This window comes from Pseudonocardia parietis, from assembly GCF_017876315.1.
In the GTDB taxonomy this organism is placed as follows: Bacteria; Actinomycetota; Actinomycetes; order Mycobacteriales; family Pseudonocardiaceae; genus Pseudonocardia; species Pseudonocardia parietis.
The window spans coordinates 1,525,429-1,543,651 of the sequence record NZ_JAGINU010000001.1 but is presented as its reverse complement, the minus strand read 5'-3'; the positions used below and the strand labels follow the sequence as shown (position 1 = coordinate 1,543,651).

General features: G+C 68.7%; 22 protein-coding genes. 1 reads left to right on the top strand and 21 read right to left on the bottom strand.

Translation table 11 applies throughout. The features are described from left to right. Positions 1 to 12 precede the first annotated feature (12 nt). From rpsH to rpsL, 20 genes are all read right to left on the bottom strand, one after another. Entirely contained in the window at positions 13 to 411 is a 399-nt protein-coding gene (rpsH, locus tag JOF36_RS07410; RefSeq protein WP_210025653.1) for a 30S ribosomal protein S8, read from the bottom strand. Positions 412 to 537: 126 nt separating this feature from the next. Further along, the gene (locus JOF36_RS07405; protein WP_186357676.1) at positions 538 to 723 is read right to left on the bottom strand and encodes a type Z 30S ribosomal protein S14; all 186 of its coding nucleotides are present in this window, start codon (positions 721 to 723) and stop codon (positions 538 to 540) included. Positions 724 to 727: 4 nt separating this feature from the next. Beyond that, a complete protein-coding gene (gene rplE, locus JOF36_RS07400) occupies positions 728 to 1,297 on the bottom strand; it encodes a 50S ribosomal protein L5 (RefSeq protein ID WP_210025652.1) in 570 nt (189 codons plus the stop codon). Position 1,298: 1 nt separating this feature from the next. Continuing rightward, entirely contained in the window at positions 1,299 to 1,625 is a 327-nt protein-coding gene (gene rplX, locus JOF36_RS07395) for a 50S ribosomal protein L24 (RefSeq protein WP_210035232.1), read from the bottom strand. Positions 1,626 to 1,640: 15 nt separating this feature from the next. Then, complete coding sequence (rplN, locus tag JOF36_RS07390; RefSeq protein WP_210025651.1) at positions 1,641 to 2,009, bottom strand: 50S ribosomal protein L14; 369 nt, start codon at positions 2,007 to 2,009, stop codon at positions 1,641 to 1,643. Between the two features lie 8 nt (positions 2,010 to 2,017). Beyond that, the gene (gene rpsQ / locus JOF36_RS07385; protein ID WP_210025650.1) at positions 2,018 to 2,362 is read right to left on the bottom strand and encodes a 30S ribosomal protein S17; all 345 of its coding nucleotides are present in this window, start codon (positions 2,360 to 2,362) and stop codon (positions 2,018 to 2,020) included. Next, complete coding sequence (rpmC, locus tag JOF36_RS07380; RefSeq protein ID WP_020622931.1) at positions 2,359 to 2,604, bottom strand: 50S ribosomal protein L29; 246 nt, start codon at positions 2,602 to 2,604, stop codon at positions 2,359 to 2,361. Before rpmC ends, rpsQ begins: the two co-directional genes overlap by 4 nt. Continuing rightward, positions 2,604 to 3,023 (bottom strand): 50S ribosomal protein L16, encoded by a 420-nt coding sequence (rplP, locus tag JOF36_RS07375; RefSeq protein ID WP_210025649.1) that lies wholly within the window; start codon positions 3,021 to 3,023, stop codon positions 2,604 to 2,606. Before rplP ends, rpmC begins: the two co-directional genes overlap by 1 nt. Positions 3,024 to 3,026: 3 nt before the next feature. Beyond that, positions 3,027 to 3,869, bottom strand: a complete 843-nt coding sequence (gene rpsC, locus JOF36_RS07370; protein WP_210025648.1) for a 30S ribosomal protein S3 — start codon at positions 3,867 to 3,869, stop codon at positions 3,027 to 3,029. Beyond that, entirely contained in the window at positions 3,869 to 4,288 is a 420-nt protein-coding gene (gene rplV, locus JOF36_RS07365) for a 50S ribosomal protein L22 (protein WP_210025647.1), read from the bottom strand. Before rplV ends, rpsC begins: the two co-directional genes overlap by 1 nt. 37 nt (positions 4,289 to 4,325) lie before the next feature. Continuing rightward, complete coding sequence (gene rpsS / locus JOF36_RS07360; protein WP_210025646.1) at positions 4,326 to 4,607, bottom strand: 30S ribosomal protein S19; 282 nt, start codon at positions 4,605 to 4,607, stop codon at positions 4,326 to 4,328. Between the two features lie 15 nt (positions 4,608 to 4,622). Continuing rightward, positions 4,623 to 5,456 (bottom strand): 50S ribosomal protein L2, encoded by an 834-nt coding sequence (gene rplB, locus JOF36_RS07355; RefSeq protein ID WP_210025645.1) that lies wholly within the window; start codon positions 5,454 to 5,456, stop codon positions 4,623 to 4,625. A 16-nt stretch (positions 5,457 to 5,472) separates the two neighbouring features. Continuing rightward, positions 5,473 to 5,772: a 50S ribosomal protein L23 gene (gene rplW / locus JOF36_RS07350; RefSeq protein WP_210025644.1), complete on the bottom strand. Its 300-nt coding sequence runs from the start codon at positions 5,770 to 5,772 to the stop codon at positions 5,473 to 5,475. Beyond that, positions 5,769 to 6,455 (bottom strand): 50S ribosomal protein L4, encoded by a 687-nt coding sequence (gene rplD / locus JOF36_RS07345; RefSeq protein WP_210025643.1) that lies wholly within the window; start codon positions 6,453 to 6,455, stop codon positions 5,769 to 5,771. The genes rplW and rplD overlap by 4 nt, the downstream gene beginning before the upstream one ends. Further along, entirely contained in the window at positions 6,452 to 7,126 is a 675-nt protein-coding gene (gene rplC / locus JOF36_RS07340) for a 50S ribosomal protein L3 (RefSeq protein WP_210025642.1), read from the bottom strand. Before rplC ends, rplD begins: the two co-directional genes overlap by 4 nt. Before the next feature lie 17 nt (positions 7,127 to 7,143). Beyond that, positions 7,144 to 7,449, bottom strand: a complete 306-nt coding sequence (rpsJ, locus tag JOF36_RS07335; RefSeq protein ID WP_003938093.1) for a 30S ribosomal protein S10 — start codon at positions 7,447 to 7,449, stop codon at positions 7,144 to 7,146. Between the two features lie 500 nt (positions 7,450 to 7,949). Then, the gene (gene tuf, locus JOF36_RS07330; protein ID WP_210025641.1) at positions 7,950 to 9,143 is read right to left on the bottom strand and encodes an elongation factor Tu; all 1,194 of its coding nucleotides are present in this window, start codon (positions 9,141 to 9,143) and stop codon (positions 7,950 to 7,952) included. A gap of 149 nt (positions 9,144 to 9,292) precedes the next feature. Beyond that, positions 9,293 to 11,395 carry an elongation factor G gene (gene fusA / locus JOF36_RS07325; protein WP_210025640.1) on the bottom strand — a complete coding sequence of 701 codons (2,103 nt, stop codon included), beginning with the start codon at positions 11,393 to 11,395 and terminating at the stop codon, positions 9,293 to 9,295. A 47-nt stretch (positions 11,396 to 11,442) separates the two neighbouring features. Further along, positions 11,443 to 11,913 carry a 30S ribosomal protein S7 gene (gene rpsG, locus JOF36_RS07320; RefSeq protein WP_210025639.1) on the bottom strand — a complete coding sequence of 157 codons (471 nt, stop codon included), beginning with the start codon at positions 11,911 to 11,913 and terminating at the stop codon, positions 11,443 to 11,445. Then, positions 11,913 to 12,287, bottom strand: coding sequence for a 30S ribosomal protein S12 (gene rpsL / locus JOF36_RS07315; RefSeq protein ID WP_010232377.1), 375 nt, complete (start codon positions 12,285 to 12,287; stop codon positions 11,913 to 11,915). The genes rpsG and rpsL overlap by 1 nt, the downstream gene beginning before the upstream one ends. 581 nt (positions 12,288 to 12,868) lie before the next feature. On the opposite strand from rpsL, the gene JOF36_RS07310 reads away from it, so the two are divergent. Continuing rightward, complete coding sequence (locus JOF36_RS07310) at positions 12,869 to 13,765, top strand: alpha/beta hydrolase (RefSeq protein ID WP_210025638.1); 897 nt, start codon at positions 12,869 to 12,871, stop codon at positions 13,763 to 13,765. A gap of 469 nt (positions 13,766 to 14,234) precedes the next feature. Here the strand turns inward: JOF36_RS07310 and JOF36_RS07305 are convergent, their stop codons facing one another. Next, positions 14,235 to 18,146 (bottom strand): DNA-directed RNA polymerase subunit beta', encoded by a 3,912-nt coding sequence (locus JOF36_RS07305; RefSeq protein ID WP_210025637.1) that lies wholly within the window; start codon positions 18,144 to 18,146, stop codon positions 14,235 to 14,237. Between the last annotated feature and the right edge of the window lie 77 nt (positions 18,147 to 18,223).

Sequence of the window (18,223 nt, the reverse complement as noted above, 5' to 3'; positions counted from 1 at the left end):
GTTACCCCTCTCTCACCAGACGTAGGCGAGGACTTCCCCGCCCACGCCGCTCCGGTAGGCCTGCTGGTCGGTCATCAGACCCCGCGAGGTCGAGATGATCGCCACGCCGAGGCCACCCAGGACCCGCGGCAGGTTCGTCGACTTCGCGTACACACGCAGACCGGGCTTGGAGACGCGCCGCAGACCGGCGACGCTCCGCTCGCGGTTGCGGCCGTACTTCAGCTCGACGACCAGGGACTTACCGACCTCGGCGTCCTCGGTGTGGTGTGCCGCGATGTAGCCCTGCTTCTGCAGGATCTCCGCGATGGAGACCTTCAGCTTCGAGTGGGGCATCACGACGCGGTCGTGGTATGCCGAGTTCGCGTTCCGCAGACGGGTCAGCATGTCTGCGATCGGATCGGTCATCGTCATGGTTCTGTCTCTTTCCCGCCGTGGTTCCTCGCGGCCCGGCGCGGCGCCCCCGTTCAGGGACGCCGCACCGGCGCTGGCCTTCGGCGATCGGTGTGATCCGGTCCCCGCGGGTGCGGGGACTGCAGATCACCAGCTGGACTTGCTCACACCCGGCAGCTCGCCGGCGTGTGCCATGTCGCGCAGGCACACGCGGCAGAGGCCGAACTTGCGGAAGACCGCACGCGGCCGGCCGCACTTCTGGCAGCGGGTGTAACCACGAACCGCGAACTTGGGCTTCGCGTTCGCCTTGTTGATGAGCGCCTTCTTCGCCATTCGCTCAGCTCTCCTTGAACGGGAAGCCCAGGTGGCGCAGCAGCGCCCGGCCCTCGGCGTTCGTGGTCGCGGTGGTCACGACGGTGATGTCCATGCCACGCGGCCGGTCGATGGTGTCCGGGTCGATCTCGTGGAACATCGACTGCTCGGTCAGACCGAACGTGTAGTTCCCCCGGCCGTCGAACTGGTCGCCGTTCAGGCCCCGGAAGTCCCGGATACGCGGCAGCGCGATGGTCAGCAGCCGGTCCAGGAACTCCCACATGCGGTCGTTGCGCAGGGTGACCTTGGCGCCGATGGGCATCCCCTCGCGCAGCTTGAACTGCGCGATCGACTTGGTCGCGCGGCGCAGCTGCGGCTTCTGACCGGTGATGATGGCCAGGTCGCGCAGCGCGCCGTCGATCAGCTTCGAGTCCCGGGCGGCGTCACCGACACCCATGTTCACCACGACCTTGGTCAGGCCGGGGATCTGCATGACGTTGCGGTAGCTGAACTCGGTCTGCAGCGCTCCGAGGATCTCCTCGCGGTAACGCTGCTTGAGGCGCGGGATCTCCCGTGCTTCGGTGGCGGCGGTCATCTCAGATCTCCTTCCCGTTGCGCTTGGAGACCCGGACGCGGCGGCTGTCGCCGTCCTCGCCCTCGACGATCTTCTTGCCGATACGGGTCGGCTTGCCGTCGGAGTCGACGACCATCACGTTCGAGACGTGGATGGCAGCCTCCTGCGTGACGATGCCGCCACTCTCGGCGCCGCGCTGGTTCTGGCTGATCCGGGTGTGCTTCTTGATCCGGTTCACACCCTCGACCAGCACTCGCTGGCGTTCCGGGTAGGCCGCGATGACCTTGCCCTTGGCGCCCTTGTCCTTACCGGCGATCACCTGAACGGTGTCGCCCTTCTTCACCTTCATCTTCGCCTTCATGAATCAGAGCACCTCCGGAGCGAGGGAGATGATCCTCATGAACTTGCGGTCGCGCAGCTCGCGCCCGACCGGGCCGAAGATTCGGGTCCCCCGAGGTCCGTTGTCCGGCTTGATCAGGACAGCGGCGTTCTCGTCGAATCGGATGTAGCTGCCGTCGGGACGGCGCTTCTCCTTCTTGGTGCGCACGATGACCGCCTTGACGACGTCACCGCGCTTCACGCCTGCGCCGGGCATGGCATCCTTGACCGTGGCGACGATCACGTCGCCGATCCCGGCGTAGCGCCGCGCGGAGCCGCCCAGCACCCGGATGCACAGGATCTCCTTCGCACCGGTGTTGTCGGCGACGCGCAGCCGCGACTCCTGCTGGATCACTGTGACTCCTACTTGGCCTTCTCGAGGATCTCCACCAGCCGCCAGCGCTTGGTCGCCGACAGCGGACGGGTCTCCATGAGGCGGACACGGTCGCCGATGCCGGCCGTGTTCCCCTCGTCGTGCGCCTTGACCTTGCTGGTCCGGCGAATGACCTTGCCGTACATGGGGTGCTTGACCCGGTCCTCGAGGGAGACGGTGATCGTCTTCTCCATCTTGTCGGACACGACCAGGCCCTCCCGGACCTTCCGCTCCCCGCGCTGCCCCTCGGGCTTGCGCTGCGCCGTGTGCGGCTTGGCAGCCGCCGACGCGTCGTCGCTCACGCTGCGGACGTCGTCGCTCACGCTGTCGCTCATGCCGCACCCTCGCTCTCGGTCGGGGCGGCGGACAGGCCGAGCTCACGCTCGCGCATCACCGTGTAGCAGCGCGCGATGTCGTGACGGACGGCCCGCAGCCGCCGGTTGTTGTCCAGCTGCCCGGTGGCCATCTGGAAGCGGAGGTTGAACAGCTCCTCCTTGGCCTCACGCACCCGCACGACCAGCTCCTCGTCGGAGAGCTCGCGCAGCTCGGCTGCCTTGGTGTTGCCGCTGCTCGCCATCAGATGTCACCACCCTCACGGGACACGATCCGGCATTTCATGGGCAGCTTGTGGATGGCCCGGCGCAGTGCCTCGTGGGCCGTCTCCTTGTTCGGGAAGGTCATCTCGAACAGCACCCGGCCGGGCTTCACGTTCGTGACCCACTTCTCCGGCGAGCCCTTACCGGAACCCATGCGGGTCTCGGCCGGCTTCTTCGTCATCGGGACGTCCGGGAAGATGTTGATCCAGATCTTCCCGCCACGACGGATGTGCCGGTTGATCGCGATACGCGCCGACTCGATCTGCCGGTTGGTCACGTACGCCGGCTCCAGCGCCTGGATGCCCCAGTCACCGAAGGTGACAGCGGTGCCGCCGCTGGCCATGCCCTTGCGCTTGGGCCGGTGCTGCTTACGGTGCTTGACCTTGCGTGGGATCAGCATCGGTCAGCTCTCCCCACCGTTGCTCTGGTTCTCACCGGAGGCAGGGGCCTCGGCGGTCGCCGTCGCGGCGCCGCCTGCCTGGCCGCCGCTCTGCGCGGCGCGCCCGGCCTCGGTGCTGGTCGCAGTGGTGCCCGAGGCACCCGAGCGACGACGGGCCGGACGCTCGCGGCGGGGGCCGCGGCCCGGCGCCTCGGCGGCGGGCGCGCCCTCACGGCGGCCACCGACGACGTCGCCCTTGTAGATCCAGACCTTCACGCCGATCCGGCCGAAGGAGGTCCGGGCCTCGAACAGGCCGTAGTCGATGTCCGCACGCAGCGTGTGCAGCGGGACCCGGCCCTCGCGGTAGAACTCCGACCGCGACATCTCGGCGCCGCCGAGCCGGCCGGAGCACTGCACCCGGATGCCCTTGACCTGCGGGCTGCGCATGGCCGACTGGATGGCCTTACGCATCGCACGCCGGAAGGCGACCCGGTTCGACAGCTGCTCCGCCACGCCCTGCGCGACGAGCTGTGCGTCCGACTCGGAGTTCTTGACCTCGAGGATGTTGAGCTGGACCTGCTTCTTGGTCAGCTTCTCCAGGTTGCCCCGGATCCGGTCGGCCTCCGCGCCGCGGCGGCCGATCACGATGCCCGGACGGGCGGTGTGGATGTCCACCCGCACCCGGTCCCGGGTCCGCTCGATCTCGACCTTGGAGATGCCGGCCCGCTCCATGCCCTTGGAGAGCATCTTGCGGATCTCGACATCTTCCTTGACGTACTCGGCGTACTGCTTGTCGGCGTACCAGCGCGACTTCCAGTCCGTGGTGATGCCCAGGCGGAAGCCGTGCGGGTTGATCTTCTGCCCCATCAGCGGGCCCTCCCCTTCGCACCACGACGGCCGGCCTTCTGCGGAACCGACTCGACCTCGATGGTGATGTGGCTCGTCCGCTTGCGGATCCGGTAGGCGCGCCCCTGGGCACGCGGTCGGATGCGCTTGAGCGTCGGGCCCTCGTCGACCATCGCCACGGCCACCACGAGGGTGTCCGGGTTCAGGTCCAGGTTGTTCTCCGCGTTGGCCGCGGCACTCGCCACGACCTTCGCGACCGGCTCGGCCGCGGCCTGCGGTGAGAACCGCAGGATCGCCAGCGCCTCGCCCACCGGCAGGCCGCGGACCATGTCCACGACGCGCCGGGTCTTCATCGGTGAGCTCCGGACGAACCGTGCCACGGCCCGCGCACGAGTCGGCTCGAGCGCAGCGCCGGTGGCCTCGGCAGTGGTCTCTGCCATCTTCTCCACCTCTCCTAGTCGCTACTCGGGCCGGCTTCTAGCGCCGACGCGCCTTGCGGTCGTCCTTGATGTGACCCCGGAAGGTCCGGGTCGGGGCGAACTCGCCCAGCTTGTGCCCGACCATCGAGTCGGACACGAACACCGGCACGTGCTTGCGGCCGTCGTGCACCGCAATGGTGTGACCGATCATGTCCGGGATGATCGTGGACCGACGGGACCACGTACGGACCACGGTCTTCTTGCCGGACTCGTTGAGGGCGTCCACCTTCTTGAGCAGGTGGTCGTCGACGAATGGGCCCTTTTTCAGGCTGCGCGGCATCTCTTACCTCCCTGCTCAGCGCTTCTTGCCGGTACGGCGCCGGCGGACGATCAACTTGTCGGACGGCTTGTTCCGGCGGGTGCGCCCCTCGGGCGTACCGGCCGGGTTCACCGGGTGGCGGCCACCGGAGGTCTTGCCCTCACCACCACCGTGCGGGTGGTCCACCGGGTTCATGGCGACACCACGGACGGACGGGCGCTTGCCCTTCCACCGCATGCGGCCGGCCTTGCCCCAGTTGATGTTGGCGTGCTCCGAGTTGCCCACCTCGCCGACGGTCGCGCGGCAGCGGACGTCGACGTAGCGGATCTCGCCGGAGGGCATCCGCAGCTGCGCGTAGGGCCCGTCCTTGGCGACCAGCTGGACGCCGACACCGGCCGAGCGCGCGATCTTGGCGCCGCCACCGGGGCGGAGCTCGATCGCGTGCACCACGGTGCCCGTCGGGATGTTGCGCAGCGGCAGGTTGTTGCCCACCTTGATGTCGGCCCGGGGGCCGTTCTCGATCTTGTCGCCCTGCTTCAGCTTCGCCGGCGCGATGATGTAGCGCTTCTCGCCGTCGACGTAGTGCAGCAGTGCGATCCGCGAGGTGCGGTTCGGGTCGTACTCGATGTGCGCGACCTTCGCCGGGACGCCGTCCTTGTCGTTGCGACGGAAGTCGATCAGGCGGTAGGCCCGCTTGTGGCCACCGCCCTGGTGCCGGGTGGTGACCCGCCCGTGCACGTTGCGGCCGCCACGGTTGTGCAGCGGGCGCAGCAGCGACTTCTCCGGGTGGTCCCGGGTGATCTCGGCGAAGTCCGACACGCTCGAGCCACGACGGCCCGGGGTGGTCGGCTTGTACTTACGAATGGCCATGGGTCAGCTCGCTCCCTCAGCTCGCCGGGCCACCGAACACGTCGATCGCCTTGCTCTCCTCGGAGAGCGTGACGATCGCGCGCTTGGTGTCCTTGCGCTTGCCGTAGCCGGTGCGGGAGCGCTTGCGCTTGCCCGGGCGGTTCAGCGTGTTCACGCTGGTCACCTTGACCCCGAACACCTTCTCCACGGCGATCTTGATCTGGGTCTTGTTCGCGTCCGGCGTGACGACGAAGGTGTACTGGCGCTCGTCGAGCAGCCCGTAGCTCTTCTCCGAGACGACCGGCGCGAGCAACACGTCCCGCGGGTCCGTGATCACTTGTCGGCCTCCTCAGCTGCAACCCGCCGGCTCGCGGCCTTCGGCTTCGCGATCGGGCCGGACAGGAACTCGTCCAGCGCCGTCTGCGTGAACAGCACGACGTCGTTGACCAGCACGTCGTGGGTGTTCAGCTGGTCCGGCGCGATCAGGTGGACCTGCGGCAGGTTGCGCAGGCTCAGCAGCGCGTTCTCGGCGCTCCGCTCGACGACGGCCAGCACCCGGCTCGCACCGGACTCCGGCAGCAGGGCCCCAAGGGCCTTGCGGGCGGCCTTCGTCGACGGCGCGTCGCCCTCGACCAGCGAGGACACGACGTGCACCCGGCCGGCACGAGCCCGGTCGGAGAGGGCACCACGCAGGGCGGCAGCCTTCATCTTCTTCGGGGTCCGCTGCGAGTAGTCCCGCGGCGTCGGGCCGTGCACGGTGCCGCCACCGGCGAACTGCGGGGCGCGGACCGAACCCTGACGGGCGCGACCGGTGCCCTTCTGCCGGTACGGCTTCTTGCCACCACCGCGGACCTCGCCGCGGGTCTTGGTGTCGTGCGAGCCCTGACGCGCCGCATTGAGCTGCGCGGTCACGACCTGGTGCATGAGGGCGATGTTGGCCGTCACGTCGAAGACGTGGTCGGGCAGCTCGACGCTGCCGCTCGCGGCGCCCTCCGGCGACTTGATCTGCACGGTGCTCACTTGCCATCACCCTTCGCGGGGGTCTTCACCACGACGAGCCCACCGCGGGGACCGGGAACGGCGCCCTTGATGAGCAGCAGGCCGCGCTCGGCGTCCACCCGGTGGAGCTTCAGGTTCTGCGTGGTCTGGCGGTCGGAGCCCATCCGGCCGGCCATCCGCACGCCCTTGAACACGCGGCCCGGGGTGGCACAGCCACCGATCGAGCCCGGGGAACGGTGCTTGCGCTGGGTGCCGTGCGAGGCGCCCAGGCCGGAGAAGCCGTGACGCTTCATGACACCGGCGAAGCCCTTGCCCTTGGTCACGCCGACCACGTCGACCTCGGCGATCTCCGCGAAAGCCTCCGCGGTGATCTCCTGGCCCGGGGTGTAGTCCGCGGCGTCGGAGGTGCGCAGCTCGAGGAGGTGCCGGCGCGGGGTGGCGCCCGCCTTGGCGAAGTGGCCGGTCTCCGGCTTGTTCACCTTGCGCGGGTCGATGGCCCCGTAGGCCAGCTGGACGGCCGTGTAGCCGTCGCTCTCCACGGAACGCACCTGCGTCACGACGTTCGGCCCGATCTGGACCACGGTGACCGGCACGACGCGGTTGTTCTCGTCGAACACCTGGGTCATCCCGAGCTTGGTGCCCAGGAGCCCGGTGACCTTCTTCGTCTGCTTGGTGGCAGTCGTCTTCGTCATCGTCTTCGCCCCCACGCCTACTGGATGTTGACGTCGACGCTCGCCGGGAGGTCGATGCGCATGAGCGCGTCGACTGTCTTCGGCGTCGGGTCGAGAATGTCGATCAGCCGCTTGTGTGTGCGCATCTCGAAGTGCTCGCGCGAGTCCTTGTACTTGTGCGGCGAGCGGATGACGCAGTACACGTTCTTCTCGGTGGGCAGCGGCACGGGGCCGACGACCCGGGCACCGGTACGCGTCACGGTCTCCACGATCTTGCGAGCGGACGCGTCGATTGCCTCGTGGTCATAGGCCTTGAGCCTGATGCGGATCTTCTGTCCCGCCATGGTCGTCGGTCGTCCTCTTCTTCCTGCCGCGGGGGTGTCGCGGTGTCGGCCCCGCAGAACTCGCGCCGTGCTGCCACCGCAAGTGCTGCGGTGCGGCCGGCTGCGGCCCGTGCTCTGTTCAGGTCTGTCGGCTCCGGATCCGCGCGTCCAGTTGCCTGGAGCACTCGTCCTGCCGGGGCTCTCCGGTCCACGAGGTCGGGCGTGTCGCGCTCGATCCTCATGGCTGTGCCCGGGTCACCGCGTCCCTCCCCCTGTGGGGCGGGCATGTTGCTGGATCTTCCTCGATCTCACGGGCCCTGCGAACAGGGCCACGAAACCGAGCCTCACAACGAACATGGCGCGTGGGGCGCGACTCCTGGACTACCGGAAACCGGGAACAGGGGCGGCGCTTCCACGCGCCATGTTCATCGTGCAACCCGTCAAGGATGCCACACGGTCGTGCGGCCCCCTCGACCGGGGGGTGGGTGCGGAGCGGAGGGTGTCACCGCCGCCCCGCGACCTCACTCGTTGATCTTGGTGACCTGCCCGGCGCCCACGGTCCGGCCACCCTCACGGATGGCGAACTGCAGGCCCTCCTCCATGGCGATCGGCTGGATCAGCTGAACGCTCATGGAGGTGTTGTCGCCCGGCATGACCATCTCGGTGCCGGCCGGCAGCGTCACGACGCCGGTCACGTCGGTCGTCCGGAAGTAGAACTGCGGACGGTAGTTGTTGAAGAACGGGGTGTGACGGCCGCCCTCGTCCTTGCCCAGGATGTACACCTGGCCCTCGAACTGGGTGTGCGGCGTGATCGAACCCGGCTTCACGACGACCTGGCCGCGCTCGACGTCCTCGCGCTTGATGCCGCGGAGCAGCAGACCGACGTTCTCGCCGGCACGCCCCTCGTCGAGGATCTTCCGGAACATCTCGACACCGGTGACGGTGGTCGAGGTCTTGTTCGGACGGATGCCGACGATGTCGACGCTCTCGTTGACCTTGACGATGCCGCGCTCGACACGACCGGTCACGACGGTGCCGCGACCGGTGATCGTGAAGACGTCCTCCACGGGCATCAGGAAGGGCTTCTCGATGTCGCGCTCGGGCTCCGGGATCGCGTCGTCGACGGCGTCCATCAGCTCGACGATGGCGTTCGCCCACTGCTCGTCGCCCTCGAGCGCCTTCAGCGCCGAGACGCGGACGATCGGGAGGTCGTCACCCGGGTAGTCCTGGTCCGAGAGGAGCTCACGGACCTCCATCTCGACGAGCTCCATGATCTCGTCGTCGTCGACCATGTCCGCCTTGTTCAGGGCGACGACGATGTACGGCACGCCGACCTGACGCGCGAGCAGCACGTGCTCACGGGTCTGCGGCATCGGGCCGTCGGTCGCGGCGACCACCAGGATCGCGCCGTCCATCTGGGCGGCGCCGGTGATCATGTTCTTCACGTAGTCGGCGTGCCCGGGGCAGTCGACGTGCGCGTAGTGCCGCTTCTCGGTCTGGTACTCGACGTGCGCGATCGAGATCGTGATACCGCGCTGGCGCTCTTCCGGCGCCTTGTCGATCATGTCGAACGCCGAAGCCTCGTTGAGCTTCGGGAACTTGTCGTGCAGAACCTTGGTGATGGCCGCCGTCAGCGTGGTCTTGCCGTGGTCGATGTGACCGATGGTGCCGATGTTGACGTGCGGCTTGGTCCGCTCGAACTTCGCCTTCGCCACTGCTGGGTCCTCCTGGACTGTGTCTTCTTCTCCGCCATGCTGACGGCAGGTCTGTGGGATGTGAGGTGTGGGCCGCGGACCTTACAGATCCGCGGACCGCACCTCGCAGGCTGGTCGGACTGGAGCCCGGCCGGCCCTCGCTGCGAGTGTTACTCGCCCGTCACCTTCGCGATGATCTCCTTGGCCACGTTCGCCGGAACCTCGGCGTACGAGTCGAAGACCATCGTGTAGTTCGCCCGGCCCTGGGTCCGCGACCGCAGGTCGCCGACGTAGCCGAACATCTCGGACAGCGGCACGAGCGCCTTGATGACGCGGGCGCCTGCCCGCTCCTCCATGGCCTGGACCTGGCCGCGGCGGGAGTTCAGGTCGCCGATGACGTCACCCATGTAGTCCTCGGGGGTGGTGACCTCGACGGCCATCATCGGCTCCAGGATGGCGGGGCTCGCCTTGCGGGCCGCCTCCTTGAACGCCATCGAACCGGCGACCTTGAAGGCCATCTCCGAGGAGTCGACCTCGTGGTACTGCCCGTCCAGCAGGGTGCACCGCACGCCGACCACGGGGTAGCCGGCCTGGATGCCGTACTGCATGGCGTCCTGGACACCCTGGTCCACCGACGGGATGTACTCCCGCGGGATGCGACCACCGGTGACCTTGTTCTCGAACTCGTACAGCGCACCGTCACCGCTGGTGAGCGGCTCCAGGTTGATGATGACGCGGGCGAACTGCCCCGAGCCACCGGTCTGCTTCTTGTGCGTGTACTCGTGCTTGATGACCGACTGCCGGATGGTCTCCCGGTAGGCGACCTGCGGCTTACCGATGTTGGCCTCGACCTTGAAGTCGGACTTCATCCGGTTGACCAGCACCTCGAGGTGCAGCTCGCCCATGCCGGCCAGGATGGTCTGGCCGGTCTCGTCGTCCAGGGAGACCTGGAACGTCGGGTCCTCCTCGGCGAGCCGCTGGATCGCCGTGGAGAGCTTCTCCTGGTCCGCCTTGGTCTTCGGCTCGACCGCAACCTGGATCACCGGGTCCGGGAAGGTCATCGACTCCAGCACGATCGGCGACTGCGGGTCGCAGAGCGTCTCGCCGGTGGTCGTGTCCTTCAGGCCGATGACGGCGTAGATGTGGCCCGCCATGGCCTCGTCGACCGGGTTCTCCTTGTTGGAGTGCATCTGGAAGACCTTCCCGATGCGCTCCTTCCGGTCCTTGGTCGAGTTCAGGAGCTGCGCACCCGAGGCGACCCGGCCGGAGTAGACCCGGATGTAGGTCAGCTTGCCGAAGAACGGGTGAGCGGCGATCTTGAACGCCAGGGCGGCGAACGGCTCGTCCTTGGCCGGCTTGCGGCTGGCCGGGGTCTCGCCGTCGGTCAGGAAGCCCTCGACCGGGGGAAGGTCGTACGGCGACGGGAGGTAGGCGATCACCGCGTCCAGCATGGGCTGCACGCCCTTGTTCTTGAACGCCGAGCCACACAGCACCGGGTAGGCGACCCGATCGGTCACGATCTTCCGGATGCCGGTCTTGATCTGCTCGGTGGTGAGCTCCTCGCCGCCGAGGTAGGCCTCCATGAGCGCGTCGTCGGTCTCGGCCACGGCCTCGACCAGCTTCTCGCGCCACTCGGCGACCGTGTCGGCCATGTCGGCCGGGATCTCCTCGACCGCGTAGTCCTCGCCCTTGACCACGTCGCCACGCCAGGTCAGCGCACGCATCTCGACCAGGTCGACGACTCCGATGAAGTCGCTCTCGGACCCGATCGGGAGCTGCAGCGCCAGCGGCCTCGCGTTCAGCCGCTCCTGGATCGTCCGGACCGTGAAGTAGAAGTCCGCGCCCAGCTTGTCCATCTTGTTGACGAAGCAGATGCGGGGGACGTCGTACTTGGAGGCCTGCCGCCAGACCTGCTCGGACTGCGGCTCGACCCCCTCCTTGCCGTCGAAGACCGCGACCGCGCCGTCGAGCACCCGCAGGTTCCGCTCCACCTCGACGGTGAAGTCGACGTGCCCGGGGGTGTCGATGATGTTGATCTGGTGGTCTTTCCAGAAGCAGGTCGTCGCGGCCGACGTGATCGTGATGCCGCGCTTCTGCTCCTCCTCCATCCAGTCCATGGTGGCGGCGCCGTCGTGCACCTCACCGAGCTTGTAGTTGATCCCGGTGTAATACAGGATCCGCTCGGTGGTGGTGGTCTTCCCGGCGTCGATGTGGGCCATGATGCCGATGTTGCGGACCTTCGTCAGGTCCGTCAGCACATCCTGTGCTGCCACTTCTCAGCTCTCCCTCGATCGCGAGATGGCACCCGACGGTCGGCCGGTCACCAGCGGTAGTGGGCGAAGGCGCGGTTCGACTCCGCCATCTTGTGCATGTCCTCACGCCGCTTGACGCTCGCGCCGAGACCGTTGCTCGCATCGAGCAGCTCGTTCATGAGGCGGTCGATCATGGTCTTCTCGCGGCGCTGGCCGGAGTAGGTGACCAGCCAGCGCAGACCCAGGGTCGTCTGCCGGGAGGCACGGACCTCGACCGGGACCTGGTAGGTCGCGCCACCGACACGGCGGCTGCGGACCTCGAGGGCCGGCTTCACGTTGTCCAGCGCGCGCTTGAGAGTGACGACCGGGTCGGTACCGGTCTTCTCCCTGGTGCCCTCGAGGGCGGCGTACACGATGCGCTCGGCGAGCGAACGCTTGCCGTCCCGGAGGACCTTGTTCACCAGCTGGGTGACCAGCGGCGAGCCGTAGACGGGGTCCGAGACCAGCGGACGCTTCGGGGCGGGGCCCTTGCGGGGCATCAGCTCTTCTCCTTCTTCGCGCCGTAGCGGCTGCGGGACTGCTTGCGGTTCTTGACACCCTGGGTGTCCAGCGACCCGCGGATCACCTTGTAGCGCACGCCCGGGAGGTCCTTCACACGGCCGCCGCGCACGAGCACGATGGAGTGCTCCTGCAGGTTGTGGCCCTCGCCGGGGATGTACGCGGTGACCTCGATACCGCTCGAGAGCCGCACGCGGGCGACCTTGCGCAGCGCGGAGTTCGGCTTCTTCGGGGTGGTGGTGTACACGCGGGTGCAGACCCCGCGGCGCTGGGGGCTCCCCTTCAGCGCGGCGGTCTTGGTCTTCGCGACCTTGTCCTCGCGGCCCTTACGGACCAGCTGCTGGATCGTGGGCATGAACCGTCTACTTCTTCCCGTCGACGTGGCTCGACTGTCTCGCTCGTCGCTGTTCTCGTTATGAGTGTTCCGTGACCCGGGCGCCGGTGTGGCATCTCGCTTCCGCCACCGTCGCTCCGGACCCCGAGGTCGGGCGTGTCGTCCCGCGCACGCTCGGAACCGGAAAGGCCCCGCCGAGGCTTCGGGACGTCCGCCGTGCCCGTTACCGGAGCGCTACCTCGACCCAGGAGATGAGACCACCCGGATCCGGACGCTACGGGGCACGCGGACTGGCCCGACCGAAGTCGAGCGCAGGGCATAAGAGTACTCGGCCCTCTTGAAGGCGGTCAAAGCGGGTCCCTCTCGGACCTGCATCGGGACTGTCCGGGGGCTTCGGAAGTCCTCGTATCCGGCGGGGTGGAACCCCGTCGGAGACCTGTTGTGACCCGACGATGCCGCACGAGTCGGCCTCTGGCAAGCGGGCTCACCCGCTCGTCGCAGATCGTCTGCCGCTCAACGCGGCCGGGTCGGTGGTGGACGATCGGTGCGGCGCACCGGGTTCGCCCTGGGTACAGCAGGCGTGGCTCGGGTTACCGTCCGGTATGCATCTGCCGACCGCGGTCAACCGCTTCGCCACGCGCACACTCGTCGCGCCGCTGTTGTCCCCGAGCCTACCCGTACCGGTGCGCCGGCGCGGACTCGACCTCGTGGGGGCGTCCCTGCCGCTCCCCCGCGGCACCCGCCGGGCCCGGGGCGAGCTCGGCGGTGTTCGGACCGAGGTCGTCGCTCCGCCCGGGCCGTTCGGCCCGCACCGCGTGCTGTATCTGCACGGCGGCGCCTACGCGGTCGGATCGCCCTCCTCGCACCGCTCGCTGATCGCCGGCCTGGCGCACGCCACCGGTACCCCGGTGCACGCGCCGGCGTACCGGCTCGCGCCGGAGCACCCGTTCCCGGCCGCCCTGGACGACGCACTCGCCGCCTGGCACGCGCTGCGCGCCGCGGGCCACTCCGCCCGGCGCATCGCGGTCGCCGGTGACTCGGCGGGCGGCGGCCTGGCCATGTCCCTGGTGCTGCGGCTACGCGCCGACGGCGAGGATCTGCCCGGCGCACTCGGTCTCATCTCACCGTGGCTGGACCTCACCTGCACGGCCGACGCGTTGTCGCGCAACGCCTCCAGCGACGCGATGCTGGACCCGGCGTGGCTGGCGGGCGCGGTCGCCGACTACGCCGAGGATCCGGCCGGTGCCCCGGAGCTGTGCCCGCTCGACGCCGACCTGACCGGCCTGCCGCCACTGCACGTGGTCGCCGGGGCCGACGAGATACTCGTCGACGACTCCGACACCCTCGTGGACCGGGCCCGGGCCGCCGGCACGCCGGTCAGCTACCAGCGCACCGAGGGCATGTGGCACGCGTTCCCGACCCTGGCCGGCCTGCTCGCCGAGGCGGACGACGCTCTGCTCACCCTCGGCCTCGCCCTGCGGGCCGACTGCACCCGCTGATCCGTCCGACGACCCCCGGCACCCGCCGGCACGACCCGCTCGGGCGCCACGGCGGTGGCGCGGGAGAGCTCTGACCTCGCCTCGTCCGGGCACCGGCCCCTGCGACCGTCGCCTCACCCCCGATCCCTCCAGGGAGAGCTGTTCTCCGGTCGAGGGGCGGGACGCCGCACCCTCGGCCCGAGATGCCGCAGTGCGGGTGGTCGTCGTATCGGTGCCGATCGGTGCCAGATGTGGCACCGATCGGCCGACTTGGTAATCACCCCCACCACCGTCGGCCGAGCTCGGCGGCTCGGCGGCTCGGCGGCTCGGCGGCTCGGCGGCTCGGCGGCTCGGACCAGCATCCAGATCGGCCGGCCGGGGGTGGAACGCACGAATGGGGCCGGTCACCGCCACGGGAGAGCGGTGTCCGGCCCCGTTCGGGACCTCTCCGGGCCCCGGGACCCGCCGTCGCGGGCCCCGGGGTGACGACTCAGCGGAAGTCGCGCCCGAAGTCGTAGTCGTCCAGCGGCACCGCGGCACCGGTGCCCGTGCCGAACACGTCGGGGCCGTAGTAGCCGTCGTCGTAGCTCGGCAGCGCGTAGGCGGCCGCGCGGGCCTCCTCGGTCGGCTGGACCTGGATGTTGCGGTACCGGTTGATGCCGGTACCCGCCGGGATCAGCTTGCCGATGATCACGTTCTCCTTGAGCCCGACGAGCTTGTCGCGCTTTCCGTTGATCGCGGCATCGGTGAGGATCCGGGTGGTCTCCTGGAACGAGGCCGCGGACAGCCACGACTCCGTCGCCAGCGAGGCCTTGGTGATCCCCATCAGCACCGGGCGGCCGGAGGCCGGCTCGTTGCCCTCGGCGACGACCCGGCGGTTCTCCGACTCGAACTCGCCCCGCTCGGCCAGCGCACCGGGCAGGAACTCGGTCGCGCCCGAGTCGATGATCGTCACCCGGCGCAGCATCTGCCGGACGATGACCTCGATGTGCTTGTCGTGGATGTCCACGCTCTGCGTGCGGTACACCTTCTGCACCTCACGCACCAGGTGCAGCTGCACCTCGCGCGGGCCCATGACACGCAGCACCTCGTGCGGGTCCGCCGTGCCCTCGAGCAGCAGCTGACCGACCGTCACGTGGTCACCGTCGGCCAGCGGACGCTCGGCGCCGTCGACCGAGGTCATCCCGAGCCACTGCCGCTTGGACAGCTTCTCGTAGACGATCTCCTCGCCGCCGTCGTCCGGGATCAGGGTGATCTTCCAGAAACGGTCGCCGTCCTCGATGCGGACCCGGCCGTCGACATCGGCGATCGGTGCCTTACCGCGCGGGACCCGGGCCTCGAAGAGCTCGGTGACACGCGGCAGACCGGTCGTGATGTCGTCGCCGGCCACACCACCGATGTGGAAGGTACGCATCGTCAGCTGGGTACCGGGCTCACCGATGGACTGCGCGGCGACGATGCCGACGGCCTCGCCGACGTCCACCAGCTTGCCGGTGGCCATCGAGCGGCCGTAGCAACGCCCGCAGATACCGGTGGCCGAGGCGCAGGTCAGCGCCGAGCGCACCCGGATCTGCCGGATACCGGCCTCGACCAGCGCGTCCAGCGCCGGGTCGCCCAGGTCGTCGCCCTTGCCGATGATCACCGTGCCGTCGGGCGCGGTGACCTCCTCACCGGACGTCCGGGCGTACACCGAGGTGCGCAGGTAACGGTGCGGGATGAGCCGCCCGTCGCTGGTCTCCTCGGTGACCGGCATGGTGATCGCGCGCTCGGTGCCGCAGTCGACATCACGGACGATGACGTCCTGCGAGACGTCGACCAGACGACGGGTCAGGTAACCCGAGTCGGCGGTCCGCAGCGCGGTGTCCGCCAGACCCTTCCGGGTGCCGTGCGTGGAGATGAAGTACTCCAGGACGGACAGGCCCTCGCGGAAGTTCGACTTGATCGGGCGCGGGATGTACTCGCCCTTCGGGTTCGCCACCAGGCCCTTCATGCCCGCCAGCTGGCGGACCTGGGCCATGTTGCCCGCGGCACCGGACTGCACGATCGTCGGGATCGGGTTGTCCTGGGGGAAGTTCTCCTCCATGGACTTCGCGACCTCCTCCGAGGCCTGCGACCAGATCTTGACCATCTCGTCGTTGCGCTCCTGGTGCGACAGGGCACCACGCTGGTAGCGCTTGTTGATCTGGTCGGCCTTCGTCTCGTACGAGTCGAGGATCTCCTGCTTGTTCGGCGGGACCACGACGTCGTCGATGGCGAGGGTGACGCCCGAGCGGGTCGCCCAGTAGAAACCGGCGTCCTTCAGGCGGTCCAGGACCTGCGCGACCTCGGTCATCGAGTAGCGCTCGGCCAGGTCGTTGACGATCGCGGCCTGGCGCTTCTTCGGCAGCGGCTCGTTGACGAACGGGTAGTCCGCCGGGAGCAGCTCGTTGAACAGCACCCGGCCGAGCGTCGTCTCGGCGGTCCAGACGCCTTCGGACGTCACGGTCTCGGACGCGGCACCGGCGGTCGGCTCGACCTGCGGGAGCCGGATCTTGATCGGCGCCTGCAGGTGGAGCACCTTCAGGTCGAAGGCCATGATCGCCTCGGCCGAGGAGCCGTAGTGGTTACCGGCGCCCTGGGCCTCGTCGCGCTGGCGGGTCAGGTGGAACAGACCCGTCACCATGTCCAGGCGCGGCATCGCCAGCGGGCGGCCGGACGCCGGGGACAGGATGTTGTTCGACGACAGCATCAGCACGCGTGCCTCGGACTGCGCCTCGGCCGACAGCGGCAGGTGCACCGCCATCTGGTCACCGTCGAAGTCCGCGTTGAACGCCTCGCACACCAGCGGGTGCAGCTGGATGGCCTTGCCCTCCACCAGCTGCGGCTCGAAGGCCTGGATGCCCAGACGGTGCAGCGTGGGCGCCCGGTTCAGCAGCACGGGGTGCTCGGAGATGACCTCCTCGAGCACGTCCCACACCTGCGAGCGGCCGCGCTCGACCATCCGCTTGGCCGACTTGATGTTCTGCGCGTGGTTGAGGTCCACCAGGCGCTTCATCACGAACGGCTTGAACAGCTCCAGCGCCATCTGCTTGGGCAGACCGCACTGGTGCAGCTTCAGCTGCGGGCCGACGACGATGACCGAACGGCCGGAGTAGTCGACACGCTTGCCGAGCAGGTTCTGGCGGAACCGGCCCTGCTTGCCCTTCAGCAGGTCGGACAGCGACTTGAGCGGGCGGTTGCCCGGCCCGGTCACCGGCCGGCCGCGACGGCCGTTGTCGAACAGCGCGTCGACGGACTCCTGGAGCATCCGCTTCTCGTTGTTGACGATGATCTCGGGCGCGCCGAGGTCGATCAGTCGCTTGAGGCGGTTGTTCCGGTTGATCACCCGGCGGTACAGGTCGTTCAGGTCCGAGGTCGCGAAGCGGCCACCGTCGAGCTGCACCATCGGGCGCAGGTCCGGCGGGATGACCGGGACGCAGTCGAGCACCATGCCCATCGGCGAGTTGCCGGTGGTCTGGAACGCCGCGACGACCTTGAGCCGCTTGAGCGCACGCAGCTTCTTCTGGCCCTTGCCGGACCGGATGATCTCGCGCAGCTTCTCGGCCTCGGCCGGGATGTCGAAGTTCTTCAGCAGCGTCTGGATCGCCTCGGCGCCCATGGCACCGGTGAAGTAGTCGCCGTAGCGGTCGTACAGCTCGCGGTAGATCGACTCGTCCGCGATGAGCTGCTGGACGCCGAGCTTGGTGAAGGTCGTCCAGATCTCGTCGAGCCGGTCCAGCTCGCGCTGGGCCCGGTCGCGGAGCTGGCGCATCTCCCGCTCGCCACCGTCCTTGACCTTGCGGCGGACGTCGCCCTTCGCACCCTCGGCCTCGAGCTCGGCGATGTCGGCCTCGAGCTTCTGGGCACGGGCCTCGAGGTCGGCGTCGCGGGTCTGCTCCACCCGCCGGCGCTCCACGCTCATCTCGTTCTCGAGCGTGGACATGTCGTTGTGCCGCAGCTCGGTGTTCACCGAGGTGATCACGTACGCGGCGAAGTAGATGATCTTCTCGAGGTCCTTGGGAGCCAGGTCGAGCAGGTAGCCCAGCCGGCTCGGGACACCCTTGAAGTACCAGATGTGCGTGACCGGGGCGGCCAGCTCGACGTGGCCCATCCGCTCACGCCGCACCTTGGCGCGGGTGACCTCCACGCCACAGCGCTCGCAGATGATGCCCTTGAAGCGGACGCGCTTGTACTTGCCGCAGTAGCACTCCCAGTCCCGGGTCGGACCGAAGATCTTCTCGCAGAAGAGCCCGTCCTTCTCCGGCTTCAGGGTGCGGTAGTTGATGGTTTCCGGCTTCTTGACCTCACCGTGCGACCACTGGCGGATGCCCTCGGCGGTGGCCAGGCCGATGCGCAGTTCGTCGAAGAAGTTGACGTCGAGCACGTATGTCCTCTAATCCCGTTCGAAGCGGTTTATCGCAGTTGCTTTTCGGGGTCGTCGGGGGGCCGGAGCCCCCCGAC

Excerpts from the sequence above, each read along its gene's own strand:
- rpsH (WP_210025653.1), bottom strand. The coding sequence starts at position 411 with ATGACGATGACCGATCCGATCGCAGACATGCTGACCCGTCTGCGGAAC.
- JOF36_RS07405 (WP_186357676.1), bottom strand. The coding sequence starts at position 723 with ATGGCGAAGAAGGCGCTCATCAACAAGGCGAACGCGAAGCCCAAGTTC.
- rplE (WP_210025652.1), bottom strand. The coding sequence starts at position 1,297 with ATGACCGCCGCCACCGAAGCACGGGAGATCCCGCGCCTCAAGCAGCGT.
- rplX (WP_210035232.1), bottom strand. The coding sequence starts at position 1,625 with ATGAAGGTGAAGAAGGGCGACACCGTTCAGGTGATCGCCGGTAAGGAC.
- rpsQ (WP_210025650.1), bottom strand. The coding sequence starts at position 2,362 with ATGAGCGACAGCGTGAGCGACGACGTCCGCAGCGTGAGCGACGACGCG.
- rpmC (WP_020622931.1), bottom strand. The coding sequence starts at position 2,604 with ATGGCGAGCAGCGGCAACACCAAGGCAGCCGAGCTGCGCGAGCTCTCC.
- rplP (WP_210025649.1), bottom strand. The coding sequence starts at position 3,023 with ATGCTGATCCCACGCAAGGTCAAGCACCGTAAGCAGCACCGGCCCAAG.
- rpsC (WP_210025648.1), bottom strand. The coding sequence starts at position 3,869 with ATGGGGCAGAAGATCAACCCGCACGGCTTCCGCCTGGGCATCACCACG.
- rplV (WP_210025647.1), bottom strand. The coding sequence starts at position 4,288 with ATGGCAGAGACCACTGCCGAGGCCACCGGCGCTGCGCTCGAGCCGACT.
- rpsS (WP_210025646.1), bottom strand. The coding sequence starts at position 4,607 with ATGCCGCGCAGCCTGAAAAAGGGCCCATTCGTCGACGACCACCTGCTC.
- rplB (WP_210025645.1), bottom strand. The coding sequence starts at position 5,456 with ATGGCCATTCGTAAGTACAAGCCGACCACCCCGGGCCGTCGTGGCTCG.
- rplC (WP_210025642.1), bottom strand. The coding sequence starts at position 7,126 with ATGACGAAGACGACTGCCACCAAGCAGACGAAGAAGGTCACCGGGCTC.
- rpsJ (WP_003938093.1), bottom strand. The coding sequence starts at position 7,449 with ATGGCGGGACAGAAGATCCGCATCAGGCTCAAGGCCTATGACCACGAG.
- rpsG (WP_210025639.1), bottom strand. The coding sequence starts at position 11,913 with ATGCCCCGCAAGGGCCCCGCCCCGAAGCGTCCGCTGGTCTCGGACCCC.
- rpsL (WP_010232377.1), bottom strand. The coding sequence starts at position 12,287 with ATGCCCACGATCCAGCAGCTGGTCCGTAAGGGCCGCGAGGACAAGGTC.
- JOF36_RS07310 (WP_210025638.1), top strand. The coding sequence starts at position 12,869 with ATGCATCTGCCGACCGCGGTCAACCGCTTCGCCACGCGCACACTCGTC.